The organism is Brevibacillus sp. DP1.3A (assembly GCF_013284245.2).
Classification (GTDB): Bacteria; Bacillota; Bacilli; order Brevibacillales; family Brevibacillaceae; genus Brevibacillus.
Genome location: NZ_CP085876.1, coordinates 5,546,754 through 5,573,517 on the forward strand (window position 1 = coordinate 5,546,754; position 26,764 = coordinate 5,573,517).

Here is a 26,764-nt window from a genome sequence, read left to right on the forward strand (position 1 = left end):
AAAAACAGCCGAACCTGGTGTCGGCTGTTTTTTTGTCGTCTCATCAACGATTAAGAGTATTAGCAATTGCAGGTTGTCGTATCTTTTTCTGATAGTTCACCAAGCAAATACTGCACACGATCAATACCAGACCAGCGATGAGCGAATACGTAACCGGCTCGTCCATGAAAATGGTACCCGTGACGACTGCGATGAGCGGTACGAGAAACGTAAAGGCGGCCACCTTGCTCGCTTCGCCTGCATTCACGAGCCCAAAGTAAATGACAATGGCAATCGGTACACCAAATGTAGCGCCATAGCTGAGACCGATCAGATACGGAACATTCCAGACAATGTCGGACCAGCTCTCTACGCCTGTCCCCAAAAGAGTTAAGGCCGCGCCACCGATGATGCATTGCATGGCAACCATCCACAGCGAATCTACCTTGGCACTAACTTTTTTCACATAGATCACGCCCAGCGCCCACGTAAGAGCCGTCAACAAACCTAAAATAACGCCCACGATGGAAACCTGTCCAGTCAGTCCATCTGCACTGACCGCAAGTATCCCGAGGAATCCCATGATCAGCCCGATGACCTTGAGGACCGTCATGCTCTCACCCAGCCACAACCAGGCAAAGAGTCCAATCAAGATTGGCTGGAAGTACACCAACACAGAGAATAATCCACCTGGCAAATACACGAGTCCAACCGTCTGAATGCCGTAAAAGCACAAGGTATTCAGAAAGGCAGATATACAATAGCGCAACCAGTTTTCACGCCAGTTGATCTTTTTCCATTTCGGTAAAATGAATAAAGCGAGCAGAAGTCCGCCAATCAGCGAACGCATTCCTGCGAATAAAATCGGTGGCGTATAAGCGAGTGACATTTTGTAGATCGACCAGCTTAATCCCCACATCAATACCAAACTTGCAATAGCAACAACAGTCTTACCCGAAAACTTTCCCACGAGGGGCCTCCCTTTCTAGCTGCACACTTGCTCTTATGTTTTTGTCCGCCTCTTATAGTACCACACGAAAGAAGAAGCCGGATGTTCTCACCCGGCTTTGCTTCCTGCCATATTATTGCAGCTCTTGGCGCAGGAACTGGTCGAAAGCATCTGTCGGAAGCGGCTTGCTGAACAGATAGCCTTGACCGTGGTCGCAGCCATTTTCCTTCAAAGCCGCTACTTGATCATGGAGCTCAATTCCCTCTGCGATGACATTCATATTGAGACTTTGCGCGATCGTGACAATCGCTTTTACAATCGCTTGACTCTCTTGGTTGTGATGAATGTCGCGAATAAATGAGGCGTCAATTTTGATGGTATCGACTGGCAAGCTTTTAATATAACTAAACGAGCTATAGCCTGTCCCAAAATCATCAATCGAAATTTGGATGCCGATGTCCCGAATCTGTTGCAGGACTGCCGTTGCCTCTTCCATTTTGACAAAAATACTCTCCGTAATCTCGAGCTCTAACCAATCAGGAGACAGATTGGTTTCCCGAAGAATATCCTTGATCATCTCGACCAGATCTTTTTGATAGATCTGTCTCGCTGACAAATTCACAGAGACCTTCAGGGTATATCCTTGATCGTGCCAGATTTTATTTTGTTTGCACGCCTGTTTCAAAATCCATTCCCCAAGCGCCAGAATCATTCCTGTCTCCTCAGCGATAGGAATAAAGCGATTCGGCGGGATGATGCCCAGCTCTGGATGCACCCATCTGACGAGCGCCTCCATGCCTGTCATCGAACTTGTCACAATATCGATTTTGGGCTGATAGTAAATTTGGAACTGCTCTTGTTCAATGGCTTTCCGCATCTCATTTTCCATCAAAATGCGCTCCAGCGACTTCGCCTCCATCGTTGGATCGAAAAAGTCATAGCCATTCTTCCCACGTGACTTCACTGTATATAAGGCCGTATCGGCCCTTTTCAACAAATCTTCGGGATTGTCCCCATCCTGCGGGTACATGGCGATACCGATGCTGCACGACACGTTGAACGCATGACCCTCTAATTCAAACGGCCGCTGTAACTGATTCATGATCTGCTCTGCCAATGCAGTCGCTTCGCTTCGATCTTGTAGATGGTTCTGCAAAATCGTAAATTCGTCTCCACCCAACCTGGCCACGACATCTCCTTGTTTTAGGCATGCCTGTAGACGCTTTGATGCTTCGATCAGCAACATATCCCCTACGTCATGACCGAACGAATCATTCACATCCTTAAAGCGATCCATGTCTAAAAACAACACAGCCAGATTCGATTGGAAACGCTTGGCCTGCATCATTTCCTTGCTGAGCTGTTGAACATACATCCGTCGATTCGGCAGGTCTGTCAACGCATCGTGATAAGCCAAGTGGTGAATGGTCTCTTCGGACTGTTTCCGGTCTGTGACGTCACGGGTAACGAGGAGCAGCTTGGTCACATTTCCTTCTTCATCCGTGATCGGATTGATTTTGCTTTCTGTCCAGATCACATCGTTTCTTTGGGTGTTAATCCGGCACTCCACCATGTACTCTTTACGTGTAGAGAAGGCATGCTGAATCGCATAAGCAAAAATATCTCGGTCATCCTCCACAATCCACTCGAACAGGTTATGGATTTCCTCATCAGGAACGGTATGCTCCCATACCCGCTTATGAGACGGGGACAAATAGAGGAATTCCCCATCCAGGTTGATGATGCTGATGATATCCGATGTGTTTTCCGCGATAATGCGATACTTTTCTTCACTCCGCTTGAGCTCGTCTTCCATCAGCTTACGACATGTGATATCACTGCGAATGGAAAGGTATTGATAGATTTCGCCCTCTTGGTTCTTAAATGGCACGATGGTTGTATCGACCCAATAATAGCTGCCATCTTTGGCGCGATTACGAATTTCCCCCCGCCAGACCTGGCCAGATCGAATGCAAGACCACATTTCTTTAAAAAAGCCTTGCGGATGGTAACCCGAATTAAGAATACGATGGTCTTTTCCAATCAATTCGCTTCGTTCGTATTTCGATATGCGGCAAAATTGCTCATTTGCCCGCAAAATAATCCCCTTATGGTCCGTAATTGCCAAGATCGTGGATTGGTCCAAAGCGTATTTGACATCTGCCAGCTCATTCACAACCATGTTCAGCTCACCATCTTTTTCGCGTAGTAGCCCAGCCCAATCTTGGGGTGTCAGTGAAGATAACATTTGGTTATTCATTTCAATCTCCTGTTTATACTTTCGAATACAGTCAAAAAAAATGATCCTTACAGAAGGATCGTAACGTTCAGAATACAAGTTCGTTCCATTTTACCATGTTTTTCCGAAAGTTCAACGAGAACAGCTGCGGTAGAAACAACATTTTTGCAAACTTCATGAGGTGTCCATACGAAAAAAATGAACCAGTGCACGTAGCCTGGCTCACTTTTTTCAACAATGGGTATGATTGGCCTGTTTCCCTTACAAACGGGCCAAAATGCTGCGATTGAGGTCCGCAACAGAATTGCTGCCAGACAGCGCCATCGCGACGTCAAATTCATGGATGAGTGTATCTAACACACTCGCTACGCCTTGCTCTCCTGCAACAGCCAGTCCATACAGGAATGGGCGACCAATCAGGATAGCATTGGCACCTAAAGCAATTGCTTTCACGACATCTGCTCCTGTACGCACGCCACTGTCGAGCAAGACAGGTATTTTGCCAGCTACCACTTCGGCAATCGCTGGCAACGCATCCAGCGTAGAAATGGCGCCATCCATCTGCCGTCCACCGTGATTGGAAACAATGATTCCATCTACACCATGCTCTAAAGCAAGTCGCGCATCATCCGGATGCAAAATGCCTTTTACCAAAATCGGTAGACGAGTATGCTCACGCAAAAAGGCGATATCGTTCCAATTCAGCGCTGGATGATAAATGTTTTTCAACACTTCCTCCACTGCATTCTCCGGCGTTACCTCAGGGAGTCGCGAGCAGAAAACAGGATCTGTCAAGTAATTCGCCAGTCCCCTTCCTTCGCGCAGTGGCGAATACCCGTTGCGGAAGTCTCTGCGCTTCCACCCTAGCATAACGGTATCTACCGTGAGGACAATGGCAGAATAGCCAGACTTTTCCGCTCGTCTGACCATGCTGGCAGAAACCTCTCGATCATTCGACCAATAGAGCTGGAACCAGCGATAGGCATCGCCCATCACTTCGGCAATCTGTTCGAGTGAGTGAGCGGAAACTGTACTGGCTACGAACGGCACTCCGGCTGCTGCTGCCGCCTTGGCAGACGCCAGCTCTCCATCGGGATGTGAAATCGTCTGCATGCCTACAGGTGCCAAGAAGATCGGTGTGCGCAACGCTTGATTGTACATCGAAATACCGATGGTGCGACTCGTCACATCCCGCATCATCCGCGGAATGATTGCCCAACGGGAAAAAGCTGTCCGATTTTCTACCAGCGTTTCTTCTGCCCCTGATCCCCCGGCAACATAATCAAATGGCCCATCCGGCAAAACCTCTCGCGCCTTTTTCTCCCAATCCTCAATGGAAATCGGCAGTGCCTGCGTGTCTTTGTTCACACGGGTAAATAAGAGTGATTCTTCATTTGTTTTCGTCATATGGTTTGCTTTCCTTTCTGCGATCGTCTTTCATCTTTTTTATCTCAATTCACATAAATTCGCAATAGTCTTAATCTCAATTCTATTGTTGAGCTTGTCCATTCTCACACGCGCCTTTTTCAAGGCTACTTTTTCTTTTTGCCTTTTCGGGCTGCGCGACGGATTTGTTTCTTTGCTTTTTTTGCTTTCATTCCACGGGTAATGGAACCCACCCATGTGATGGTTTGACTATTTTCATTGATGACCTTCACTACGTTACCGCTATTATTTCCACCCGAACCAGCAAACGCTTTGGTTACGCTTTTCGGAGAGTTGTTTGCCGTATCGCCAAAGTTGATATTCCCGACATTATTGGTAATGGTTACCGTGCCTACAAAAGTCGGCAAAACTCCTCCCTCCCCGTTGCGTAATGGCTTATTCCCATCATATTCGATCGGTTTGGCGCCCGCTTGGACGATGGTTGAGGGCATTTGTCCGATGTGATCTTGCGAAAAAAAATCTCCCCGAGTAGACAAATCTACGCGAGGAGAAAGACCTTTTTATTGCGCGGTATAACCGCCGTCGACCAGCAAGCTTGTCCCAGTGACAAAGGAAGCATCATCGCTGGCAAGGAACAGAACAGCCTTGGCAACTTCTTCTGGTTTACCCAAGCGCCCCATCGGATGCAATCCAATCAGGTGCTCGTTTAAGGCTTCATCTCGACCAGCGATCAGCGGCGTGTCAATATAGCCTGGGCAGACCGCATTTACGCGAATCCCTTGCTTGGCATACGTAAGTCCCAGTGTCTGGGTCAGGAGCTTCACGCCACCTTTGGCGGAAGAGTATGCGGTCACACCTGCTTTTCCGGCATGGCTATGGATCGAGCCACAATTGACGATCGCGCCGCCAGTCCCTTGCGCCAGCATTTGCTCGATAACGTATTTATCGCACAAGAACACGCCAGTCAGATTGATATCAATCGTTCTTTGCCAATCATCCATACTCAACAGATGACCTGGTGCGTCTTTCGCGATTCCCGCATTGGCAAACAGAATGTCTACCTTTCCGAACTTTTCTACAGTGGCGCTCACCATATTTTTCACTTCGTCTTCTTTCGTTACGTCCGTTTTCACGAACAACGCATCGAAGCCCGCCTGATTGAGCTCTTCCGCCAATTCATTTCCACGTGGGGAGAAGTCAGCAATCACTACTTTTGCCCCTTCATTTGCGAAGAGACGGACGGTTGTCTCTCCGATTCCGCTTGCTCCACCTGTTACGATCGCTACTTTATTTTCGAGTCTCATGGATAACTCCTCCTATTTTCGAAAATGGTATTCGTACCGATTTATCTCGCTGTCGCGCCGCCATCGATGACGAATTCCGCCCCTGTGACATGGGAAGACTCGTCAGAAGCGAGGAACAGCACTATATTGGCTACATCCTCGACAGTACCGAGTCGACCTGTTGGAGTAGCTTGTGCCAGCTCTGCTTTGGAATGCTTTGTCGTTTCCGAAGCATAGGACACCATGTTTGTATCGATATAACCAGGGTGAATCGAGTTTACGCGCACACCTTGTGCCGCATACTCCATCGCTGCATCCTTGGACATGATACGAACCGCTCCCTTGCTCGCTCCGTACAAGACGTGACCCGGTGCACCAAAAAGCCCAGCGATGGAAGAGGCATTGATGACAGAACCACCTTGTTGTTTTGCCATGTGTGGCATCACATGCTTCATTCCCAAAAAGACGCCCGTTACGTTAATCGCCATGAGACGATTCCATTCCTCTACGGTAATCTCCGCCAACGGTTTAATGATATAAATGCCTGCATTGTTGAACAGGATATCTACTTTCTCGTATTGTTCTACGGTGGTTGCCACTACCTGCTGCCATTGCTCTTCACGGCTTACATCATGCGCAATCGCGATGGCTTCTCCACCCGCATCCTTGATTTCGGCTACCGTCTGAGAGGCACTTTCCAGATTGATATCGGTAACGACTACTTCCGCACCTTCTTTGGCAAAACGAATCGCCGTTGTTTTCCCGATTCCTGTTCCGCCACCGGAAATGATCGCTACTTTCCCTTCGAGTCTCGCCATTGAAAACGCCTCCATTTATTATGTCTTTTATACCTGATCCCTTGCCTTGCTTTCATTATAGGACTCTTTTATATTTAAAAATATGTAAACATACTTACCCTTCCTTAAGTACGACTAAAGGATGTGAGCTTGCCAAATGCATCTGGAACAACTGGAATATATCGTAGAAATAGCGAAGGCAGGCTCCCTGACCAAAGCCGCTCAGAACAAGCACGTGACACTCTCTGCCATCAGCCAGTCACTCGCCAGTCTGGAAGCAGAGCTAGGCGTTACTCTGTTTACACGTTCGCGCTTAGGAGCTGTACCGACCTCTGAAGGGCGTATCATCATCAAAAAAGCGTTTGAAGCCTTGGGGAAAATCCAGGAGATCTGGGAGGAAGCACAAAACTACACGAACACGTTGACGGGTGAGCTGAGACTCGCCACGATTCCCGGTCCCATGAATCTACTGGTCGATGCCGTCGCGAGCTTTAAGAAAGATTATCCTCACATCCGTACCGAAATTGCAGAAAAAGGCACGCAGGAAATATTAGAGGACATTCTTCATGACAAGCTGGACATTGGGCTGGTCATCATCCACGAGAACCTGCTCAAAAAGAGCGAGGGACTTGGCTTGGTGTTCGAACAGCTGCTAGAGGGAAAAATGGTCGTCGGTGTCCCCAAAAACTCGCCACTTGCTTATCAGGATTCCGTTACGCCCGAAGAGCTCCGTAAGCAATCCTTTGTCCTGTACAACGACGACTATGTCAAATGGTTCGTAGAGGATTTTGCCGCTACATACGGTCCTGTCGACATACTGTTCACCACAAACAACACAGAAGCCCTCCGCAATGCGATCCGGCAAAATCTCGCTGTTACGATCGGACTGGACTACTCTTTTGTTCATGAACCACATTTGCAAGACTCCGATTCGAGAACCCTTGATTTGGATATCCCTTATCAACAACCTATTTATTATGGCTGGGTCCGCTCTGCGGAACGGCATTACTCCCGCATTTCCATGAACTTTATCAATCGACTGCAATACGATTTGAAAAGCAAGAAATACTCCCCACTTCCTTAGTAAGCAAAAAGGCTGCCGCATTATTTTCGCGGACAGCCTTTTTCCATGCATTCCTATTGCGCTGGAGCAAGGAATGTCTGTTTATTCTTACCATCGATGATGAGAGCCGATCTAGCCTTCACCACTTGATTCTCGTACGTGAAATCTTTCTGTGAGAAATTGGCGATCACTTGCAAATCATCCCCATAAACTGCCTTTTGCACGAGTCTGTCTTCAGACAACACACGATAATCGGTCATCTCTTGCTGCACTGCTTTTTTATGGAAGGGAGACCACACCTTCAGATAGTTCATGATCAACTCTTGTTCAGCATCCCACATCTTTCTATCCACATGATAGAGCGGCGGGACATTGTAGAGCAGTTCTTTGAGCATGCGAGTACCGACTTCTCCCTTGATCTTCAGGCTACCCCACTCCCAGTGATGGCTTGTGATCACCGAGTTATTGTAAACCAGTTTGAATAGCGGCAAGGAGTACGCTGGATTAATGTACACATGCTGGTACTCTTCCTTAATCGGAACCTGCTTCTTGTAACGCTCTGGAATCTCACCCGCTGGGGACCAATAACCTCCCACATAATACGGGCTTTGCTTGTTTTTTCTCATATCTGGATCTGCCCATTTGATGACAGGCGTCTCAATCCCGTGGGCAAAAGCAATGCTTCTACTAGCGAAGTCGTTGCCCGTCTCAGAGCCAACGACCAATTTCTTTTCATCACGAATATAGTCCATCCGTGCAAGCTTCGCCTTCATATCCTGCGCTTCTGTCGTCGTGTGCTCAGGCGAATAATCATCGTTGAAATCCCCTGCTGCATCTACATCAATAAACCACGAGTTAAAAGCGACATCGTTACTCATGATTTCATCCATACGCTGCTTCACACTTGGCAGCGATAAGGTTGGATTCAACAATCTGCCACGTTGCAGAAAACCAGCCTTCTTTTCTCCATTTTTCTTCGTGATTGTCGCATTCTCATACAAGCTCTTATCCTCGAAAATAGCCGTATTCCAATCCTGATTCTCTTCCTTATGAATGGAATGGTACGAGTCGTAACTGGCGATCAAATAGCCTGTATCATTCGCCTGTTGAGTGAATGCTGGCTTCATGTAAGCGGCAGTCCAGTCCGGCAAGCCGATCCATGCATTCGTAATTCCGGCTGCTTTCATGTCCGTGAGCAGATCAGTAGAATCCGCATTGCCCCACTTTTCTATCGGTGGAACGGCATCCTGCAATACACTTTTCAGCAGTCGTTTGTTCAAGTCGTACAGCTGTGCTTCCGTCAGCTTGTCGATCCCTTTTCCGATGAGTTCTTTTGTCTTCTCATCGACGTTCGTAAATAGCTTCGGATTGTAAAACTCACGCGAGCGCAACGCATAGTTGAACCCGCTGATGATCGCTCTCTTCTGGTAGTCCGCGACGTAATCCTGTTTTTGAATCTCGCGGAATTGCTGGATGCTCTCTTTTCCATCCTCGCTGCTTTGCAAGAACTGCTCCATCCATCCGATGAAGTTCGCGTCCATTTTGGTTTTCAATGCACGCCATTTTACATCCTCAGCAGTCAGGAAGCTCTTGTTCCACAAATAAAAATGAGGAGCTCCGTACAGCTTTTCCACATCCGGGTTCGCTTTCGCTTTTTCTGCCAGAGTCAGCAGCTCTCCCTTTTCCTTTATATAATCCTTGTACACGCCTGCAATGCTGACTGGATCATTGTCTGTTACATACAAGCGAAATCCGTAGGTCTTGTCTGAATTAATCGTTGTGAACTCATGCGAGAACGTGAAGGAAATCGTCGGATCGACTGCAAAATCGACTGTACTGTTAAACAAGTTGTCCACCACGTACATGAGCGCGTACTTGTTCTTATTGACAGCAAAAAAGCGCATGGAGAATGACTCCGCGAAAGTAAGACTCTCCTCTTTGAAAAAGGACTGCCACTCTCTGTCGTCGGCAGGAATCCACTTGCCTTCCCCTAAAGGCAGCATATAGCTAGATCCTTTCACGGTAGGCCAGGAAAAGCTCTCTGTCCCTGTCGAGGTCAGGGTGATTTGCAAATGATCCTCTTTCTTTTGAAGCGAGACATCCAGCTTATCGTCTGGATAGCTCCAGGTAATCTCCTGCTCACCTTTTTGTACATTCGCTACCTTACGCGCTGGGATGGGCTCAGAAGCACTTTCCTTCACTCCGTCTTTCTCGACAAATACTTCGAAGGTCTCCGGCTTCACATCAAAAGTAAAATCTGCGTGTTGCTTCGTCTGCACTTGCCCGTTAGCATGGTTGCTCTCACAACCAACTACTACTTGGAGCATGAGGGCGAACACGATGAGTAAAATCGCTTTTCTTTTCATGAAATCCTCCTAGATCGAATAACTATGTATATCGTAATACGATGTACACATGCATAAAAAGCCATCGAAAACCTTGTCCAAGGTCACCTTACAACTCGGCGACCTCGGTCCATGAGGCTTCTTCGACTTATGTTGCTTTTACGAGGGTGTAGCGGACAAATCGTCATCGAAGCGAATGCTTTTCCTTCGCCTGTGTATCATGGCTGCTCCTAATCGAAACATTCCATAACCAATCAGTCCCCCGATTACATTCAGCAGCAGATCATCGACATCAAAGCTTCCTAATGCAAGAAAAAGCTGCAACGCTTCAATGATAAGACTGGCGGACAATGTGAGAAAAAACACGCGATGCATGTTTTGAAAGGACAAGAATAAAAGCGGCAAAAACAATCCCAGCGGCAAAAAAATAAGGATATTCCCTATCAAGTTATACATCACCGTACCGAAGCTGTAATGATCATAATGGAAGACGTAATCCACCAAGGTTTGAAATGGCTTCGTATTTTGAAAAAGATGCGTATATTGCGGGACACCGTATTCGATCATCCTCTGCTTCCATTCCACTGTAAAAGCTCTGCGCCGGAAGCGATCAGGCGACAATAACAAGAGATAGCTGGAGATCGCTACATACAAGAAAAACAACGTCATGAGCCATTTGCGGAAGTATTTATCAATGAGCGGCATCGATTCAGACAGTTCCCGGCTGATTGCCCCCGTAGGCCCAAATCGTTGAATGGTCAGAGAGACGGCCTGCTGTTCCTCGTAGCCTTCTTCGACCAACTCACTCTTCATGCTCCTTAAATGATCCATCAGCTCATCTTTGACATCCTGCTTTTCCCATCTGGAACACGGCAAACGCCTGACAACCCGCTCTGCGTACTCTTCCAGCTTCATTCGCTTACTCACTTCCCTCATTGACGAGCGTAATGAGTCTGCTCAAGCTCTGCCAATCCTTCATCTTGTCTTGAAGAAGTCCCTGGCCGGTCTTGGTAATCCGATAATATTTGCGGCGTCCGCCTTCGTTGGCTTCCCCCCAGTAAGACTCCACTGCCTTTTGCGTCTCCAGTCGCTTTAGGGCAGGGTATAATGTGCCCTCACCGATTTCATACAGCTCATCGCTTTTATCGCGAATCTTCTTGGCTAACTCATAGCCGTACTGATCTTTCTGTGCGATCAGCGAGAGAAGCAATAGATCGATGCTTCCTTTCAACAACTCCTTGTTCACAAAAGCATCTCCTCCCCGTGACATGCCTAGAGATTATCACACTATACCTCGTGATACAAGGTAGTTCACCAAGGAAATTTGCAAAAAGAAGTTTTGGTGCTATGTAATTATTGACAATAACAAAATAGGTAATATAGACTATATTCGACAACATTTTTCATGAGTCTACATACTTTCGGATGATCATTCCTTTCTATACACAATCAGATTATAGGCCCATAGAACGAAGCAAAAAGAAAATTTTCACTTTTTTGGAGCAGGTTCCTTTTCATTCGTGACTTCATTCTCTCTAACAGGAGGCACTTACATGCTTGCCGACTTTCCGATGATCGTTCTGAATACGGTTCTCTTAGCCTATTTTGCAATTGGTGTGCTATTTTTGTATTCCGAATCTAAATTTTTGCGTAAAATGAAGACTCGTAGAAATAGATAAGCAGATTTTTAGATAAAGGAGTTTGCACGTACATTGAGATCTTTTTTCCGCCAATTTCTGCCACGTCAGAATCAACCCCAAGAAATTACCTACAAGGAACTGGAATCGAAATTGATCAAAGCTGCTCGCTACGATCTGTCTTCAAGCCACCTCTACATCCGTTTTCACGATGGACGAGAGCTCGTTTACTGTCGGGTCACTCCTTACGCTTACAATGCGTTTTTAAATGCTGACTCGTTCAGTGATCATTTTCATTCGTTCATCAGCCAACGGTACTTGAACTATCAGGTGATGTAGCCTGTCTATACAAAATGCCCTCAATCTGTCTTCTCGACACTGAGGGCATTTGTTGTTGATCTTCCTATTTTAATGCACGATGCAAAAAAGTTTTGGTCCGCTCAAATTTAGCGTTTGTAAACAATTGCTCAGGTGTTCCCGACTCTACGAATTCCCCGTTGTCCATAAACATGATTTGGTTCGCCACCTCGCGTGCGAATCCCATCTCATGCGTCACAACCATCATCGTCATATGCTCCTGGGCAAGCTGCTTGATGACTTGCAGGACCTCACCCGTCAGTTCTGGATCGAGCGCAGACGTAGGCTCGTCAAACAACAATATTTGCGGATTCATCATCAGTGCTCTGGCGATCGCCACACGCTGCTTCTGTCCACCTGAGAGCTTCGCCGGATACGCGTCTGCCTTATCAGACAGGCCGACCTTTTCCAAGAGATCTGCACTCTTTCTGTGGATGTCCTGGGGCGCCTCACCTTTGACTACGCGTGGTGCAATCTCCAGATTTTCTTTTACTGTGAGATGAGGAAACAGATTAAAATGCTGAAAGACCATGCCCATTCTCGATGTGATCTGCTTGATTTCCTGGTTACTGGCATAAACGCCGTCCTTCACCAAATAATCATCCTGCACACGAATGCTGCCACCATTCACCTGCTCCAGATTGACCAAGCTGCGTAGCATCGTGCTTTTGCCGGAGCCAGAAGGCCCGATTACTGCCACGACTTCGTTCTTTTTCACCGAAAACGAGACATCTCGCAAAACTTCCTGATTACCAAACGATTTCTTTAGATTCGATACTTGAATGATTTCCATATTGCGCCAGCCCTTTATTCGAATTTGAATCTTTTCTCCAGCCACTTAAAGAACAACGTCAACAATAGCGTCATCAACAAATAAATGATTCCCGCAATAAAAAACGGAACGATGGTAAAATCGCGATTCACAGCCGTTTGTGCAAAGTGAAGCAATTCTGGGACGGCAACCGCATAGAGCAGCGCTGTGTCTTTTACGAGCGTAATGGATTCATTTGCGACAGCAGGTAAAGCCACGCGAAACATTTGCGGCAAAATAATCTTGTTGGTTGTCTGCCATTTGCTAAAGCCGAGGACCTGTGCCGCCTCGTACTGTCCTTTGTCGATCGATAGCAGTCCTCCACGGAAAATCTCCGCGAAATACGCTGCGTAGTTCAGCACGAAGCCGAGGCATGCAGCTACGAATCGATCCATAACCAAGTATTCTCCGATCACTGGCAAGAGGGGGAGGCCAAAGACAAAAAACAATAGCTGTAATAATAGAGGCGTTCCACGCATGACATACACATAGGTGTGCGCGAACCAAGACAGACCTTTGTTGCTGCTATTCGCCATTAAGGTAATAAGAAATCCCAATGGGATCGATGCCAGAATAGCGATGAAGAACAGTAACACCGTCATCTGCGCCCCTTCTAGCATAGGCACGGTAATGGAGATAATATAGTCTAAGCTCATCTGGTATGCTCCTAATCCTTATAATAAAGCGTGGCTTCGCCAATCATTCGGCGAAGCCATCGTATCTTCCGTTTATTTCAACACGCGATTTTCGCCAAACCATTTTTCCGATATTTTAGCTGCTGTTCCATCCTGATTCATGGTATCCAAGGCTTTTTGCAGTTCGTTCAATAACGCCTCGTTCCCTTTTTTGACGCCCACTCCATACTCCTCAGGAGCAAGTGATTCTTCCAACAGCTTAAAGGTTCCAGATTCTTTTGCCATGTAGTAATCGGCTACAATCTGGTCGATGACAACTGCTTCCACGCGCCCAATCTTCATATCGCTCAATGCCAGTACATTATCAGGATACTCTGTAATTGATTTGACCTGATTTTTCATGTCATTTGCATTGACAGCGTCAGCTGCGGAAGACAGCTTTTGCAAACCAATTCCTTTACCGGCCAAGTCTGACAGCTTTGTCAAGTTGCTATTTGCCATCGTAACAACTACTTGCGCGTTTTTCAGATAAGGCTTGGTAAAGAGAACCTTCTCTTTTCTCTCATCTGTAATCGTATATCCATTCCAGATCAAGTCGATACGACCGCTATTTAGTTCAGATTCTTTTGCGCTCCAATCGATAGGTTGAAACTCGACTTGTTTGCCCATCTTTTCGCCGGCTGCACGTGCATAATCAATATCAAAACCGACTAGCTCATTTTTCTCATCCCGGAATCCCATTGGTGCAAACTTATCATCAACTCCGATAATCAGCTTGTTCGCGTCAGCGCCAGTCTTTGCGCTGGAACAGCCCACTACCAATGAAACCATCGCACTCAATAACAATGACATCCATGCTATTTTCTTCATCGTGATGATCCCCCTCGTTTTCCCTACTCTATATTTCACTCTGATAAAGTGGTAATACGTTAACAAGGTATCATGATAGCACATTAGCAAGGAATAGTCGATACTTTAGTAAACAAAAGCACCTTAGAAATATACGCCAAATGAATGAGTAAAATGCCCGACTAGCAGATGCACGTCTTTTTCTTTTTTCCGACACTCCCGCGTTCCTCTATCTTTTTGATATACTCCGTAGCCAACGGAACCTTGCACGCTGTCTGTCCGACGTCCACATGCACTTTGCCAATTTCTGTGGCCACTTCCAACGCTTCCTGATGAAGCTCCGGTACATATGCTCCTACTGAAATAACGAATTGATTCATGGTGTACCGTACGCGATTTTGTTCCTGGTGAATCGTCTCCTTCACTCTCATAAGGAGCCGCTTGATTTCTTCTTTATCTAGCTGTTCATCGGGAATAATCGACAAGTAGTTCGAATACGTATTCCACCCACATGTGGCTACCATCTCTTCTTTTGACTCGATCCATTCTCGTGCCAACTCCATGGCAAAAGGGCTCTCAGCGGCTACACTCGCAACCGTATATTCGGCGGGCGCGTACCAAGACGCTTCCTTGACCCAAGCCTGCAGCCGCTCTTTTGTCATGCTCTTCGGGTCAACCGTCAATCCTGCCAAGTACATGGCGTCGTAGTTTCCCGTATCGTACAGCGCCTGGACGAGCTGCTGATCACGCTTTACCTCCTTGACCAGCTTTTTCATATCGCCCACTCGCACGCCAAACAAAGGCTCTTTCGCCCCATGCCGCAATAACGTTTTTTTCGTCTGCTCTGTCCCCATCGCTTCGAGCTTCTGCATGACTTCTTCCAGCGTCATCTTGCCACCCTCCTTTTTCTTCTATTAAATAGGATAACCAGCAGCGCTACCTCCAACACGAAAAAGCCCTCCATATTCAAAGGAGAGCTTTTTCGTATCGGAGCTTGACGCCCTTTTCCTATCCTTACGCCTGATTGCGTACTTTGATATACGAAACATTTCTGACGTTGATGACAACATCATCATACTGGAGCCATCCGTCGCTTTGATTAGCGACCATTTGAATGATCTCTTCCGGTTCCGTCGATTCGATGCTAATCGTTTCACCGCCTCCGGAAAAGTAAAATTGAATCACTTTTACTTCCTTCATAAAATCCCCTCCTATTCCTTCTAGTTATCGGATAGTTGGAAAATTTTTGTTACGGGTGATTTTTATGTATACTTTTGTTGCAGCTATTCCGTTTTGAATGTCTATCATTTCAGTGAAAAGGGGTTTGTTGAAAATGCCGGATTCGGTACACACGAGAAAAGGAGCAGTTAAAGCCTCGCTCATCCCTGAAAATGTATTAGCACTCCTTCATGCTGGAGAATTAGAAAGCGTCAATTTGACTGAATGGCAGGCTGTGGATCATATTCATCTGTTACGAAGCGTTCTGCCTCATGTTCAATTAGATGCGCATGTCTCTCCACTTGTTGATCAATTAGAAGAAACGGGATCTACGAGCGGAATGAAGGCTATCCGTCTGATTGGACAAGAACTACTTGCGATCTTACACAAATCGGGTGAACCCATAGCTACGTCTCCCGTTTTCCTATCGTTGGCCACCCACAAGTCAGACAGTGTACGTTGCTGGAGTGCCTATATCATTGGCTTGGACAACACCTTATCGGTCGAAGAAAAACTAAGGCAAATAAGAAAATTCGCGGCAGATCATCATTTTGGAGTGAGAGAGATCGCATGGATGGCGATTCGAGATTCTCTCGTGCATGATCTGAACCATTCCATTCAACTCCTGAGCGAATGGGTACTGGATACCGACGAAAATATTCGCCGCTTTGCGGTAGAGGCCACACGCCCACGAGGTGTCTGGTGTAAGCATATTGACGCATTGAAAAATGATCCAGCTCGCTGCCTGCCTTTGCTCACGCCAGTGAAGTCAGATCTATCTAAATATGTTCAAGATTCTGTAGGGAATTGGTTGAACGATGCGAGTAAATCACAACCAAGCTGGGTGATACAGCTTTGTGACGAGTGGCTAAGCATCTCTGATTCAAAGGAAACGAAAAGAATTGTAACCAAAGCGAAAAGAACCATCCTGAAGACCCAAACCGAACAGAAATGATGAACCGAATCACATATTTATCCCAATTTTATTTGTTGAATTCATTATCCGAGGAAAGTTTGCGCTTAATCGATCAATTAACCTCCTTAACCCCTTTCCCCAAAAATACGTGCATTCAAACACCAGAAACTTTTTCAGAGGGCTTCTACTTCATCAAACAGGGGAAAGTACGTTTATATAAAGTAAATCGGGATGGTCGGCAGTTTACATTTGATATCCTTGGGGAAGGCAATGTGTTTGGAGAAGTGGATTTGCTCTCATTAGGTACACGGGAGATGTATATAGAAACCATCGAAGACTGCCTCATTTGTAAAATGAGCAAAGCAAAATTTGAGAGCTACATAATCGAACACCCGCAACTGATGATGAAGATCATGAGGCTCATTAGCGATAGAATGGTTTCGATCAGCCAAGCAGCCGAAAATCTTGCCCTTCTCCCTTTACAAGATCGCATTATTTCCACGTTAGTAAGGCTTGCCGACCAATTTGGCAATCCTAACAGTTCTGCGTTTCTACAAATTGAGTTACCTCTTTCCCATCAAGAGCTCGCCCATTTTGTCGGGGCATCCAGGGAAGCTGTGACGGTAGCATTACGTGCTTTAGCAAGAGAAGAACTAATTCAAACAGGCTTTAAAACCATTTCCATTCATCGGGACAACATTTTAAAGAAGATGTAATCCAGTTTACATCTTTCCCTCTAAAAGAAAGATATCGTAAAGCTATGGCTTCTACTATTCTTTCGAAAAAGAGGGGAACGACATATGGATAAACCACATTTTCAGAGCCTGCGCGAAGAGCTAGATTATACAACCATTCAAATAGCAGACTTCCTCACTCGTGAAGTAACAGATTCATTTACAAGATCAATCGAGGAGCTGAGGATCTCTGGACAGGCAAAGGGCTTACCGATTGGTTCGATGGCGCCTGATTTCACATTGAACGATCACACTGGCAAGACCATTACCTTGTCGGAAGAAATCGTAAAAGGTCCCATCGTCCTCACGTTTTTCCGTGGATCATGGTGCCCCTACTGCAATTTGGAACTGCAAGCATACCAAAAACAGATCGATACGATAACCTCTCTGGGTGCCCAATTGTTTGCCATTAGCCCACAATCTCCTGCACACTCTCTTACTATGCAAGAGAAAAACGGACTGAGCTTTCCCGTGTTATGCGATACCAATAACCAGGTAGCAGAAAAATATAAACTCAGATTCAGACTGCCTGATTCTTTACAGGATACCTACCGATCATTGGATATTGATCTCAAGCATTTTAATAGTGACGATTCTTGGACGCTCCCCATTCCTGCTACTTATATCCTCGACAACCAGAGCGTAATCCGGTTAGCATGCTTAGATCCAGATTACAAAAAGCGAATGGAGCCAACCGAAGTTTTAGACATTCTGCGTAACCTAACCTAACGCCTATATAACGAAGAACCAGTTGATACCACAACTGGTTTTTTGTACGTCTAAGCTTTATAAACAATTAGTTTCTTTTCCCTACCAAAACTTGACAAAGATATATCTTTTGGCTTATATTTTGCATGATTATATCTAGCAAAATTCGACACATTTTTACAAGTTTTGCTAAAAAATGCAAAAGGCAAAGTCATCGAAAGGTGGCGACGCAAAACCACGGGTCTACAGTCTTTGACCATGATAGCCGGGTTGCCATCATCTTGAGACCATTTTTTTGATGTTGGTAGCTTCGGTTGTTCCATTTCGATGGAACGGCCTTTTTTTGTGTTTCGTTTTTTGAAAGGAGGATGAAAGCACTTTCATTTTCGTAACGGATGGAAAAACATAACTTTTGAGACGTCAAACATACACAACACGGTAATCAGAAAATGATGGAGTGGACAAGTTATGTACAAACAAGTAGAAACCGTACAAGAGTTAGCAAAATTTCATGAAATCAAAGAAACAGTATGGACAAGCATGGGCTTCGAGATGGAGTACGCGAAAGAAGGCTCCGCACAATTCCTCTTAATTGCCGAAGACGGTGAAGCAGGTGGAACATTTGAAATGACGCCCTTTTCCAAATCAAATGCTTATATGAAAGCACTTTTTCAGGATGTTGTTACAGAAGATATGAAAGTAATGGAGGTAGACAGTCTTGCTGTTTTGCCGAAATACCGTGGACAACTAGGGCAAAAAGGAATTTGCTTGATGATAGATTACGCTGAAAAGCATGATTATACCCACGCAATTGGGGTAGCAGATCCGACTTTTTTTTCGTTCATTAACAAGAAGTATCAAGTAAAAGCGACTCAAACCAAAGATATCGTCTTTTACAAAGGGGCCGATGCCATTCCGACCCTGTTTCATCTAAAAGATGTCTATGACAATAAGCACGATCCGAAATATTCCTGGTACAATTCGTCGTCATCCAACCAAGTAAAAGTCGAGGTAGGTGGGTAACATGGATAACATTGATAACATTGATCTATTGAGAAGAAGAAACAATTGGGTCGTAATCGTATTCGCAAGTATTATTACGGTTGTTCAGGTCTTAAACCTTTTTCTAGGCGTATCGTACACATTCGTTTTCACGATACTGGGTATTTTGTATGGCGTGCTGGCACCTTTTACTTACATCTCCAATCGCCCGAGCTTCCGTGAAAAAGCAGCGCCCTTCATGAAGTTTTTCAACTTCGCCGTAATCGGGATCTTCATGTTCATCGTAGTTGGACTAGACCCGCATATGATCAATATCATGACCATTATGTTCTTTGTAGCAGTCATGGGGATTTATCAAGACCGACTCATCAATATTTTGACGATTGTATCGACATTGGGTATTGTCTCTTACTACTTCCTGACACAGAGAGAAACGATTTTCCATTCGACTAACAATCTTGATCTGATGTACTTCCTGCTTACCTTCTGCTTCGTCTCTGTCACGAGCATGATGCATGCTGTATTCAATAACAAGCTGCAAGAGGAAAGTGAGCAACAAAAGCAAGAAGCGATTGCCTCGAAGGAATCGTTGCAACGTGTTCTGGATCAAATCAATGAATCACTCACCTCTATGCAAGACTATCAAGAGAATTTGAACCAGGTGACGGACGGCGTGAATGTTCGCGCAGTCGAAACCGTCGCTTCCCTGCAAGACATTATGGAGTCCTTTACGGTCCAGACCAGCAACACGGACGAGCTGCGTCGGGAAATGAGCTCGACGAATCTGCAAGTTGAGGATATGACTCGCTCTGTTACAGAGATGCATGAGTACGTAGAATCGACCAAAGAAGCCACTAGCGAGAGCGGCAAACGCATTGGCAACATCGGCAATGACTTTGAACGATTCATCACGGACATCCAAGGTACGAACCAACTGATTCAAGAGCTCAATAAAGAAACCGAATCGATTGGGAAAATCATTCAAACCATTTCCGAGATTTCTGCACAAACCAATCTGTTGGCACTCAATGCCACGATTGAAGCGTCTCGCGCAGGCGAACACGGCCGAGGATTTGCTGTCGTAGCAGATGAAGTACGCAAGCTGGCTGAATCCTCCAAGCTATCCTCTGAGTCGATCTCGAGCCTGCTGATGACCATTCGCAAAAAAATGAAGCTGGTATCGGATATGATTTCCGAGTCACAGACTTCTTTTGAGAAAAATAGCGAGGGCATCCTCGAAGTGCAAGAAATGTTCACCAATGTAGACAACTACATGCAAAACTTTGCGGATAAAACGAAAAACCTGCAAGAGTTCATCATCCATGTTCACAGCATGATTCAGGAAGTCGGCGCAAAAGTAGAAGTCAACGCAGATATTACCGACAAGAACAAAGAGAGCCTGGAAGAAGTGCTTGTTCTCGTTTCTGAGCAAAAAGACGAAGTCGTTAAGGTTTCTGGCGGCTTTGAAAAAATCGAACAACAGATGCGTGGTCTCCATATGTAACCTTCCTGCAACCGCCTTTCACGGGCGGTTGTTTTCTTTTCTCATTTTGTAACTGAACAGATATATAATGTAAATATTCTGATATTTATGTTCTTTTACAATGAAAGGAGGCACATCATTGATGGATGCACGAATCGAAACAAAAACGATTCAAACAGATCGATTGCTTGTTTCCTACCTGACAGCAGGCGTACCGGAAGGAGAACCGCTTCTCCTCATTCACGGCAATGCATCAGCCAACTTGTTCTGGGATGATACCATTGCGGCTCTATGTGACCAGTACCGTGTGTATGCACCTGATATGCGTGGCTATGGAGCAAGTGAAGCATTGCCTATCGATGCAACACGCGGTTTGCGAGACTGGTCGGATGACCTTCATTCGTTTATTCGGGCATTGGACTTGCCAACACCTATCCATCTTGCCGGCTGGTCTTTGGGTGGAGGGATCGTGATGCAGTTTGCCATCGATCACCCGCAGGAAGTCCGCTCCCTGATTCTAATCGCCCCCATGTCCCCTTACGGCTTTGGTGGAACCAAGGATATAGCTGGCACCCCCTGCTACAGCAGCTTTTCAGGCTCGGGTGGAGGAGCCGTCAACTCCGAGCTGGTTAAAAGGATAGCAGCCAAAGATATGAGTAATGAATCTCCCTCCAGTCCTCGCAATGTCATGAATCAACTTTATTTCAAGCCCCCGTTCCAAGTCGACCCAGAGCAGGAAGACCGTTATGTGAGCGCGATACTCTCTACGAGAACGGGAGAAGACTTTTACCCTGGTGCTTTTGAATACGTAAACGATTGGCCCGGTGTTGCTCCTGGGGCGACAGGGATTACGAATGCGATTTCTCCCAAATACGTAAATTTGTCCGGTATTGTCCAGATTGAGCCGAAGTGTCCGATTTTATGGATTCGCGGTGCGGATGATGCCATTATCTCGGATCAGTCGCTTGCTGATTTCGGTACCCTGGGCAAGCTTGGCTATGTCCCCGGATGGCCAGGGGAAGACGACTATCCCCCGCAGCCAATGGTCTCCCAAATTCGTGACGTGCTCGAACAGTATCAACGCGCTGGGGGTTCCTATCAGGAGTTTGTCATGGAACATGTGGGGCATGCTCCACACATCGAGAAAGCAGCGGAGTTTATAGAGCTCATTCGAAAAACCGTCAGGGCATGACCCTGACGGTTTTCTTTTGCAATCCATTGGTTTCCCCGATAGCTGCATCCCCGTCCAATTTGACCAGATTGGGTGAACATCCAATCAGCCTTACTCGTGAGAATGCCATTACATTACAAAATATGCTACAGACAGTCATTCAAAAAGAGATGCTGCTCTGCGATACTCTAACGAGAATACTAGACTCCGAAGTTTCTACAGGGTCAACTGGATTAACCGGACCACCCATATGTAAACAGGGCTATTTCGGCGTATCTTTCTCCGCTTTCGATACCTTCAAATTAAATTCTCTTTCCTGTTCCTCGATAATCGCTCGATCCTCTGCATTATCTCTCACTACTTTTTGCGTCAAAATCGATCCAACTGCTACCAGAAGCATACATGCGATATAATACCCCTTTTCGTGCAGCTGAAGACCTGTTGCATTGTATAAACCGATAGAAAATAGCAGTACACCTGCACCCAATGTAAAGTATGCCAAGAAAGTGAAGGCTCCCGTGTTGCGCATCCGATGCTTTTGTGGATACATAGTAACACCCCTCACATTTTGTTCATGTGGCTCATGCAAGCAAATATAAGTCAACCGGACGATTTCTCGCCCGGTTGCCTCTATGATTACTTCACAGCTTCCTTCTTGCCAAAGAAAGTACGCAATGCCTTGTATACCTCGCCCTTTTCCCGAATGACACAATGCATGAATTTCGGCTCTTTGATGTGGCGATATGCTGACATGAGGGTTGAATGACGATTATACTGATTCACTTCGCCATAGCCGAACATGTTGCATCTCTCCATGAGCTCTTTTACCAGCTTTACGCAACGCTCATTGTCAGACGTGAGGTTGTCGCCATCGGAAAAATGGAACGGGTAAATGTTGTACTGCGATGTTGGGTAGCGGCTATCGATGATCTCCAACGCTTTCTTGTAGGCAGAGGAGCAGATCGTCCCCCCGCTTTCCCCTTTCGAGAAAAAGGTGTCCTCCGTTACTTCCTTCGCATCCGTATGATGGGCAATGAAGACGATCTCGACTTTTTCGTACTTGGTGCGCAGAAAACGTACCATCCAGAAGAAGAAGCTGCGGGCGATATACTTTTCAAACACGCCCATACTTCCCGACGTATCCATCATCGCAATAATGACAGCATTGGAATGTGGCTTGATGATCTCTTCCCACGTCTTGAAGCGCAGGTCATCATCGGTGATCCCCAGCTCCATATCACTGTAGCCTGCCAGCGCATTTCGGCGGATGGCTGCGATCAGCGTACGTTTTTTATCAATGTTACCCATCAAGCCTTTTTTCCTGACATCATTGAACCGAGTCTCTTCCACGACGATTTGTTCCTCGTCTTTTTGTTGAAGGTTCGGCAGCTCCAGCTCGGCGAAAAGCATCTCCTGCAATTCTTCTACGCTGATTTCAGCCTCGTAGTAGTCTACACCTGGCTGATCACCCGCTCCCTGACCTTTTCCTGGCCCTTGTGCCGGATCGCCGTCACGGGCTACGACATCGCCTACTTTACTATTTCCTTTACCTTGACCGCCATGTTTTCCCTTTTGGAAGTTAAAACGCAATCGGTATTCATCCAGGGAGCGAATAGGGATCTTAATAACTTCCCGACCATTCGACATGATGATGTTTTCTTCGCTGACGAGATCGGGCAGATTTTTTTTGATCGCTTCTTTCACTTTTTCCTGGTGTCGATTTTGGTCCTGGTACCCTTTGCGGTGCAGCGACCAGTCTTCCCGGGAGACAATGAACGATGATTCATCTTTCATGCCGTCTCCTCCTAGCAACTGGCGCAATCTGCGCCGAATATGACGTGCTCCTCATGTCGCAAAAGTTCCGTCATCTGTTCAACAGGCTACCCACATAGCGCAGCAGCTCATTTGCGCAAACTGGGCAATATTGATGCTCTTCGATAAGACGCTTGGTAACCTCATTAATCTTCTTGAGCTGATGCTCATCTGGTGTTTTGTTCGAGGTCGTAATCTTGACGACATCCTTCAGATCGGCAAACAGCTTCTTCTCGATAGCTTCCCGCAGACGATCATGCGTGCTGTAGTCAAAACGCTTCCCTTTACGCGCATAGGCCGAGATACGGATGAGAATTTCTTCACGGAAGGCCCGCTTGGCATTTTCTGAGATGCCGATTTGCTCCTCGATAGAACGCATCAGGCGCTCATCTGGATCCATCTCCTCACCTGTAACGGGGTCACGGATTTTGTTCATGTTGCAATAAGCTTCCACATTGTCCAAATAGTTATCCATGAGCGTTTTTGCCGACTCTTCGTAGCTGTAGACAAACGCCTTCTGCACTTCTTTTTTCGCCAGCTCGTCGTATTCCTTGCGCGCGATAGAGATGAAGTTCATATACCTCTCCCGCTGCTCCTTGGTGATGGATGGATGCTGGTCAAAGCCTTCTTTTAGCGCCCGGAGAATATCAAGCGCATTGATGCACTCGGTGTCGCGGCGGATCAGTGCACTGGAGATACGGTTGATGACATAACGCGGATCAATACCAGACATTCCTTCATCGGAATGCTCGTTACGCAGCTCTTCCAGATCGGCTCCCTTGAAGCCTTCCACCGATTCACCGTCATACAGCCGCATCTTTTTCAGCAAGTCGGCCCCTTGTTTTTTCGATTCTTTCAGGCGGGTCATAATGGAAAAGACTGCTGCTGACCGGAGCGCATGCGGTGCAATATGCACATGCCCCAAGTCGGATTGCTTGATTAATTTTGCGTATATTTTTTCTTCGTCACTGACACGCAGATTATACGGCATCGGCATAACGATAATCCGAGATTGCAGTGCCTCATTTTTCTTATTCGCAATAAAAGCCTTGTACTCCGATTCATTCGTATGCGCAACAATCAGCTCATCTGCAGAAATGAGGGCAAAACGACCTGCCTTGAAGTTCCCTTCCTGTGTCAGCGACAGGAGATGCCACAAAAATTTCTCGTCGCATTTCAACATTTCCTGGAATTCCATCAATCCGCGATTGGCTTTGTTCAGCTCCCCATCAAAACGATACGCGCGCGGGTCAGACTCAGAGCCGTACTTCGTAATCGTCGAAAAGTCGATGCTCCCCGTCAAATCGGCAATATCCTGAGACTTCGGATCGGAAGGGCTAAATGTACCGATCCCGACACGATTGGCTTCGGAAAACAAAATCCGGTGAACAGGGAAATCTTCGATGCACCCTCCGAATTCGTTCTCCAACCTCATCCGGTTATAGGGCGTCAATTCCCCTTCAATCTTGATTCCCAGCTCTTCTTCTACCTCTGGACGCAACTCGTGCGGGATAAGATGAAGAGGTTCTTCGTGCATGGGGCAACCATCAAGTGCAAAGATCGCTCCGTCTTCCGTCCGAGAATACTCTTCCAGTCCTCGCTTGAGCATCGTTACGAGCGTAGACTTACCGCCACTGACAGGTCCCATCAAGAGCAAGATGCGTTTGCGAACATCCAGACGACGTGCAGCCGAGTGGAAATATTCCTCCACTAGGCGCTCAACAGAACGATCCAATCCGAAGATTTCTCGACTAAAAAATTGATACGAACGTGAGCCGTCCTCGTTCTCTTCAACCCCCGCGCTTTTAATCATGTTGTAGACGCGTGAGTGCGCCGTCTGGGCTATTTGCGGATTTTTACGTACCAGTTGCAAATATTCGGCGAATGTTCCTCTCCACATCAGGTTTTCTTCGCGGGCCCGGTGCTCAGCGATCCGTTTTAAAATGTCCATGTTCGACACTCCTCCCTCTTAAGCCCTCTCTCTTCCCAACGACAATGTACTCTCATGTATATGTCCGCCTGCGGTCACGCATTCACGTGCAAGCCGTTTTCTCCGGTTGCCAACAGGCTCTTACAGCCTTTACATATGTGTATGCGAGACATCTGCACAAGTTTCAGCAATCTTCCCATAAAAAATCCGTCACATTGCTTTTTAACAGCTTGGAAGATTACGGAATTGTAAGGTTTACCGTGCGTAGCTGTAAGTTGATTCGATGGTTTGTAAGCCCATCTCCCCTGTAAAATACAATCATAAGCAACATACACGGAGGCCAAGACGCATTGGCATAAAATAACAGGAGGAACGATCATGGATATTCAAGTAGAACGCATTCAAGTGAAAAAAGGACTTTATTTGACTGGCATCGCGAGCTTGGTGATTCTTGCGATATTCATTTACCAAGCAGTGACAGGGATGGAACTCGATACGGGTGAGAAACTGAGTGTATATATTGCGCTAAGTGCTTTTTTGAAGCTCGTGTATGACTATCGAAAATTGTCACTCACAAGGGCGCAACAGCTTTAATTCGTTTGCAAAGTGGGCAGGCTACGCTATAATGGGAGTAGTTTGTTTACGAAAGGAGCTGTCAAACGTGGGTACATTTATCGTAGCATTGGTCCTCGGAGCTTTTCTGTTTTTCATGCTGACAGCGGGCTACAACGAAGACAAAACCTGGAACATGTAAGAAGCATCCAGGGGAAAAAAGCAGGCTGCCTACTGTGGCAACCTGCTTTTTTTGTTTTCTTGTTATTTCTTATTCTCTTTCTTTTCTGCTTTCTTCGCTTCGATTTCAGCCTTGATTTCTTTTGCGCTCTTACCTGTTATGTCAACGCCCCACTTGGCCGCCTTTTCTTTCAGGTTCTCGAGCTGTTCTTGCTTCTTCGCTTCTTTTGCTGCCTTTTTCTCAACGTTTTCTGCTTTTTTTGCTACTTTTGCTTCTTTAATAGCCGCTTTTACTTCCTTCGCCGTCTTACCTGCTGTATCAACGCCCAGCTTCACAGCTTTATCATTTAGCTTGGCGAGTTGCTCTTGCTTCTTCGCTTCTTTTGCCGCTTTTTTCTCAACGTTTTCTGCTTTCTTTGCCGCTTTTGCTTCTTGAATGGCTGCTTTTACTTCCTTATTTGTTTTATCCGTGGTTTCTACGCCCCACTTGGTAGCCTTCGCGTTCAGTTTTGCTCTGTTTTCTTCCTTTTTCTCCGCTTTCGAGTGCTTAACCGTAGCATCCGCTGCTGTATCCGCTGCAGCCACAACAGAGATACCGCTAAACAGTAAGGTAGCCATCATCAGAGACGAAACAAGTTTTTTCATACAGATTTTTTCCTCCTTTATTATGTAAAACGTAGTCGTACACCCCTAGCCTACCTGATGATTTTGGGAAAAGTATGTGAAAA

The 26,764-nt window shown here is 46.2% G+C and carries 27 protein-coding genes and 1 riboswitch; of the genes, 9 read left to right on the forward strand and 18 right to left on the reverse strand.

The features are described 5' to 3' along the window. Positions 1-43: 43 nt before the first annotated feature. The 6 genes from HP399_RS25440 to HP399_RS25465 all read right to left on the reverse strand — a co-directional run bounded on the left by HP399_RS25440 (position 44) and on the right by HP399_RS25465 (position 6,654). Complete coding sequence (locus HP399_RS25440) at positions 44-949, reverse strand: DMT family transporter (protein WP_173621023.1); 906 nt, start codon at positions 947-949, stop codon at positions 44-46. Between the two features lie 112 nt (positions 950-1,061). Then, positions 1,062-3,188: a bifunctional diguanylate cyclase/phosphodiesterase gene (locus HP399_RS25445; RefSeq protein ID WP_173621024.1), complete on the reverse strand. Its 2,127-nt coding sequence runs from the start codon at positions 3,186-3,188 to the stop codon at positions 1,062-1,064. A gap of 240 nt (positions 3,189-3,428) precedes the next feature. After that, positions 3,429-4,574 (reverse strand): alpha-hydroxy-acid oxidizing protein, encoded by a 1,146-nt coding sequence (locus HP399_RS25450; RefSeq protein WP_173621025.1) that lies wholly within the window; start codon positions 4,572-4,574, stop codon positions 3,429-3,431. 125 nt (positions 4,575-4,699) lie between these two features. Beyond that, positions 4,700-4,960, reverse strand: coding sequence for a spore germination protein (locus HP399_RS25455; protein ID WP_173621026.1), 261 nt, complete (start codon positions 4,958-4,960; stop codon positions 4,700-4,702). Positions 4,961-5,113: 153 nt separating this feature from the next. Then, positions 5,114-5,857: an SDR family NAD(P)-dependent oxidoreductase gene (locus tag HP399_RS25460; protein WP_173621027.1), complete on the reverse strand. Its 744-nt coding sequence runs from the start codon at positions 5,855-5,857 to the stop codon at positions 5,114-5,116. A 41-nt stretch (positions 5,858-5,898) separates the two neighbouring features. Next, positions 5,899-6,654: an SDR family NAD(P)-dependent oxidoreductase gene (locus HP399_RS25465; protein WP_173621028.1), complete on the reverse strand. Its 756-nt coding sequence runs from the start codon at positions 6,652-6,654 to the stop codon at positions 5,899-5,901. Positions 6,655-6,790: 136 nt separating this feature from the next. Between HP399_RS25465 and HP399_RS25470 the strand changes: the two genes are divergently transcribed. After that, complete coding sequence (locus HP399_RS25470; RefSeq protein WP_173621029.1) at positions 6,791-7,717, forward strand: LysR family transcriptional regulator; 927 nt, start codon at positions 6,791-6,793, stop codon at positions 7,715-7,717. A gap of 53 nt (positions 7,718-7,770) precedes the next feature. Here the strand turns inward: HP399_RS25470 and HP399_RS25475 are convergent, their stop codons facing one another. The 3 genes from HP399_RS25475 to HP399_RS25485 form a co-directional block, all read right to left on the reverse strand. Continuing rightward, positions 7,771-10,062, reverse strand: coding sequence for a glycoside hydrolase (locus HP399_RS25475; protein WP_173621030.1), 2,292 nt, complete (start codon positions 10,060-10,062; stop codon positions 7,771-7,773). A gap of 138 nt (positions 10,063-10,200) precedes the next feature. Then, positions 10,201-10,968, reverse strand: a complete 768-nt coding sequence (locus HP399_RS25480; protein ID WP_228088357.1) for a VanZ family protein — start codon at positions 10,966-10,968, stop codon at positions 10,201-10,203. Beyond that, a complete protein-coding gene (locus tag HP399_RS25485; protein ID WP_173621031.1) occupies positions 10,961-11,287 on the reverse strand; it encodes a PadR family transcriptional regulator in 327 nt (108 codons plus the stop codon). The genes HP399_RS25480 and HP399_RS25485 overlap by 8 nt, the downstream gene beginning before the upstream one ends. 466 nt (positions 11,288-11,753) lie before the next feature. Between HP399_RS25485 and HP399_RS25490 the strand changes: the two genes are divergently transcribed. Next, on the forward strand, positions 11,754-12,017 hold the full coding sequence (locus tag HP399_RS25490) for a KTSC domain-containing protein (protein WP_173621032.1): 264 nt from the start codon (positions 11,754-11,756) through the stop codon (positions 12,015-12,017). Between the two features lie 64 nt (positions 12,018-12,081). Here HP399_RS25490 and HP399_RS25495 read toward each other — a convergent pair whose 3' ends face one another. The 5 genes from HP399_RS25495 to HP399_RS25515 form a co-directional block, all read right to left on the reverse strand. Beyond that, entirely contained in the window at positions 12,082-12,828 is a 747-nt protein-coding gene (locus HP399_RS25495) for an amino acid ABC transporter ATP-binding protein (RefSeq protein ID WP_217367916.1), read from the reverse strand. Between the two features lie 14 nt (positions 12,829-12,842). Continuing rightward, a complete protein-coding gene (locus tag HP399_RS25500; RefSeq protein ID WP_007726776.1) occupies positions 12,843-13,502 on the reverse strand; it encodes an amino acid ABC transporter permease in 660 nt (219 codons plus the stop codon). Between the two features lie 72 nt (positions 13,503-13,574). Beyond that, positions 13,575-14,351, reverse strand: coding sequence for an amino acid ABC transporter substrate-binding protein (locus HP399_RS25505; RefSeq protein WP_173621033.1), 777 nt, complete (start codon positions 14,349-14,351; stop codon positions 13,575-13,577). A 161-nt stretch (positions 14,352-14,512) separates the two neighbouring features. Next, positions 14,513-15,220 (reverse strand): DNA alkylation repair protein, encoded by a 708-nt coding sequence (locus HP399_RS25510; RefSeq protein ID WP_173621034.1) that lies wholly within the window; start codon positions 15,218-15,220, stop codon positions 14,513-14,515. Positions 15,221-15,344: 124 nt separating this feature from the next. Next, entirely contained in the window at positions 15,345-15,530 is a 186-nt protein-coding gene (locus HP399_RS25515) for a hypothetical protein (protein WP_173621035.1), read from the reverse strand. A gap of 133 nt (positions 15,531-15,663) precedes the next feature. On the opposite strand from HP399_RS25515, the gene HP399_RS25520 reads away from it, so the two are divergent. The 6 genes from HP399_RS25520 to HP399_RS25545 all read left to right on the forward strand — a co-directional run bounded on the left by HP399_RS25520 (position 15,664) and on the right by HP399_RS25545 (position 21,583). Beyond that, positions 15,664-16,503: a DNA alkylation repair protein gene (locus tag HP399_RS25520; protein ID WP_173621036.1), complete on the forward strand. Its 840-nt coding sequence runs from the start codon at positions 15,664-15,666 to the stop codon at positions 16,501-16,503. Further along, a complete protein-coding gene (locus tag HP399_RS25525) occupies positions 16,503-17,180 on the forward strand; it encodes a Crp/Fnr family transcriptional regulator (RefSeq protein WP_173621053.1) in 678 nt (225 codons plus the stop codon). Before HP399_RS25520 ends, HP399_RS25525 begins: the two co-directional genes overlap by 1 nt. 84 nt (positions 17,181-17,264) lie before the next feature. Then, positions 17,265-17,927 carry a peroxiredoxin-like family protein gene (locus HP399_RS25530; protein WP_173621037.1) on the forward strand — a complete coding sequence of 221 codons (663 nt, stop codon included), beginning with the start codon at positions 17,265-17,267 and terminating at the stop codon, positions 17,925-17,927. 173 nt (positions 17,928-18,100) lie between these two features. Further along, positions 18,101-18,184: riboswitch (cyclic di-GMP riboswitch) on the forward strand. 190 nt (positions 18,185-18,374) lie between these two features. Next, on the forward strand, positions 18,375-18,929 hold the full coding sequence (locus HP399_RS25535; RefSeq protein ID WP_173621038.1) for a GNAT family N-acetyltransferase: 555 nt from the start codon (positions 18,375-18,377) through the stop codon (positions 18,927-18,929). Then, positions 18,922-20,412, forward strand: coding sequence for a methyl-accepting chemotaxis protein (locus HP399_RS25540; RefSeq protein WP_173621039.1), 1,491 nt, complete (start codon positions 18,922-18,924; stop codon positions 20,410-20,412). The genes HP399_RS25535 and HP399_RS25540 overlap by 8 nt, the downstream gene beginning before the upstream one ends. Positions 20,413-20,533: 121 nt before the next feature. Then, positions 20,534-21,583 (forward strand): alpha/beta hydrolase, encoded by a 1,050-nt coding sequence (locus HP399_RS25545; RefSeq protein ID WP_173621040.1) that lies wholly within the window; start codon positions 20,534-20,536, stop codon positions 21,581-21,583. Positions 21,584-21,824: 241 nt separating this feature from the next. Here the strand turns inward: HP399_RS25545 and HP399_RS25550 are convergent, their stop codons facing one another. From HP399_RS25550 to HP399_RS25560, 3 genes are all read right to left on the reverse strand, one after another. Continuing rightward, a complete protein-coding gene (locus tag HP399_RS25550) occupies positions 21,825-22,112 on the reverse strand; it encodes a YiaA/YiaB family inner membrane protein (protein WP_106655951.1) in 288 nt (95 codons plus the stop codon). An 86-nt stretch (positions 22,113-22,198) separates the two neighbouring features. Next, entirely contained in the window at positions 22,199-23,356 is a 1,158-nt protein-coding gene (yhbH, locus tag HP399_RS25555) for a sporulation protein YhbH (protein ID WP_017251936.1), read from the reverse strand. A 70-nt stretch (positions 23,357-23,426) separates the two neighbouring features. Then, the gene (locus HP399_RS25560) at positions 23,427-25,325 is read right to left on the reverse strand and encodes a PrkA family serine protein kinase (RefSeq protein WP_173621041.1); all 1,899 of its coding nucleotides are present in this window, start codon (positions 25,323-25,325) and stop codon (positions 23,427-23,429) included. 357 nt (positions 25,326-25,682) lie between these two features. Here HP399_RS25560 and HP399_RS25565 point away from each other — a divergent pair, with 357 nt between their 5' ends. Next, positions 25,683-25,898, forward strand: coding sequence for a hypothetical protein (locus tag HP399_RS25565; protein ID WP_173621042.1), 216 nt, complete (start codon positions 25,683-25,685; stop codon positions 25,896-25,898). A 222-nt stretch (positions 25,899-26,120) separates the two neighbouring features. Here HP399_RS25565 and HP399_RS25570 read toward each other — a convergent pair whose 3' ends face one another. Then, entirely contained in the window at positions 26,121-26,681 is a 561-nt protein-coding gene (locus tag HP399_RS25570; RefSeq protein WP_173621043.1) for a hypothetical protein, read from the reverse strand. Positions 26,682-26,764: the final 83 nt, after the last annotated feature.

What these genes read in the sequence shown, in the direction of transcription:
- HP399_RS25565 (WP_173621042.1), top strand. Translation starts at nt 25,683, where the DNA reads ATGGATATTCAAGTAGAACGCATTCAAGTGAAAAAAGGACTTTATTTG.
- yhbH (WP_017251936.1), bottom strand. Translation starts at nt 23,356, where the DNA reads ATGAAAGATGAATCATCGTTCATTGTCTCCCGGGAAGACTGGTCGCTG.
- HP399_RS25500 (WP_007726776.1), bottom strand. Translation starts at nt 13,502, where the DNA reads ATGAGCTTAGACTATATTATCTCCATTACCGTGCCTATGCTAGAAGGG.
- HP399_RS25445 (WP_173621024.1), bottom strand. Translation starts at nt 3,188, where the DNA reads ATGAATAACCAAATGTTATCTTCACTGACACCCCAAGATTGGGCTGGG.
- HP399_RS25545 (WP_173621040.1), top strand. Translation starts at nt 20,534, where the DNA reads ATGGATGCACGAATCGAAACAAAAACGATTCAAACAGATCGATTGCTT.
- HP399_RS25515 (WP_173621035.1), bottom strand. Translation starts at nt 15,530, where the DNA reads ATGAAGGAAGTAAAAGTGATTCAATTTTACTTTTCCGGAGGCGGTGAA.
- HP399_RS25530 (WP_173621037.1), top strand. Translation starts at nt 17,265, where the DNA reads ATGGATAAACCACATTTTCAGAGCCTGCGCGAAGAGCTAGATTATACA.
- HP399_RS25475 (WP_173621030.1), bottom strand. Translation starts at nt 10,062, where the DNA reads ATGAAAAGAAAAGCGATTTTACTCATCGTGTTCGCCCTCATGCTCCAA.
- HP399_RS25495 (WP_217367916.1), bottom strand. Translation starts at nt 12,828, where the DNA reads ATGGAAATCATTCAAGTATCGAATCTAAAGAAATCGTTTGGTAATCAG.
- HP399_RS25505 (WP_173621033.1), bottom strand. Translation starts at nt 14,351, where the DNA reads ATGAAGAAAATAGCATGGATGTCATTGTTATTGAGTGCGATGGTTTCA.
- HP399_RS25465 (WP_173621028.1), bottom strand. Translation starts at nt 6,654, where the DNA reads ATGGCGAGACTCGAAGGGAAAGTAGCGATCATTTCCGGTGGCGGAACA.
- HP399_RS25525 (WP_173621053.1), top strand. Translation starts at nt 16,503, where the DNA reads ATGAACCGAATCACATATTTATCCCAATTTTATTTGTTGAATTCATTA.
- HP399_RS25470 (WP_173621029.1), top strand. Translation starts at nt 6,791, where the DNA reads ATGCATCTGGAACAACTGGAATATATCGTAGAAATAGCGAAGGCAGGC.
- HP399_RS25535 (WP_173621038.1), top strand. Translation starts at nt 18,375, where the DNA reads ATGTACAAACAAGTAGAAACCGTACAAGAGTTAGCAAAATTTCATGAA.
- HP399_RS25560 (WP_173621041.1), bottom strand. Translation starts at nt 25,325, where the DNA reads ATGGACATTTTAAAACGGATCGCTGAGCACCGGGCCCGCGAAGAAAAC.
- HP399_RS25550 (WP_106655951.1), bottom strand. Translation starts at nt 22,112, where the DNA reads ATGTATCCACAAAAGCATCGGATGCGCAACACGGGAGCCTTCACTTTC.
- HP399_RS25460 (WP_173621027.1), bottom strand. Translation starts at nt 5,857, where the DNA reads ATGAGACTCGAAAATAAAGTAGCGATCGTAACAGGTGGAGCAAGCGGA.
- HP399_RS25450 (WP_173621025.1), bottom strand. Translation starts at nt 4,574, where the DNA reads ATGACGAAAACAAATGAAGAATCACTCTTATTTACCCGTGTGAACAAA.
- HP399_RS25570 (WP_173621043.1), bottom strand. Translation starts at nt 26,681, where the DNA reads ATGAAAAAACTTGTTTCGTCTCTGATGATGGCTACCTTACTGTTTAGC.
- HP399_RS25510 (WP_173621034.1), bottom strand. Translation starts at nt 15,220, where the DNA reads ATGACGCTGGAAGAAGTCATGCAGAAGCTCGAAGCGATGGGGACAGAG.
- HP399_RS25520 (WP_173621036.1), top strand. Translation starts at nt 15,664, where the DNA reads ATGCCGGATTCGGTACACACGAGAAAAGGAGCAGTTAAAGCCTCGCTC.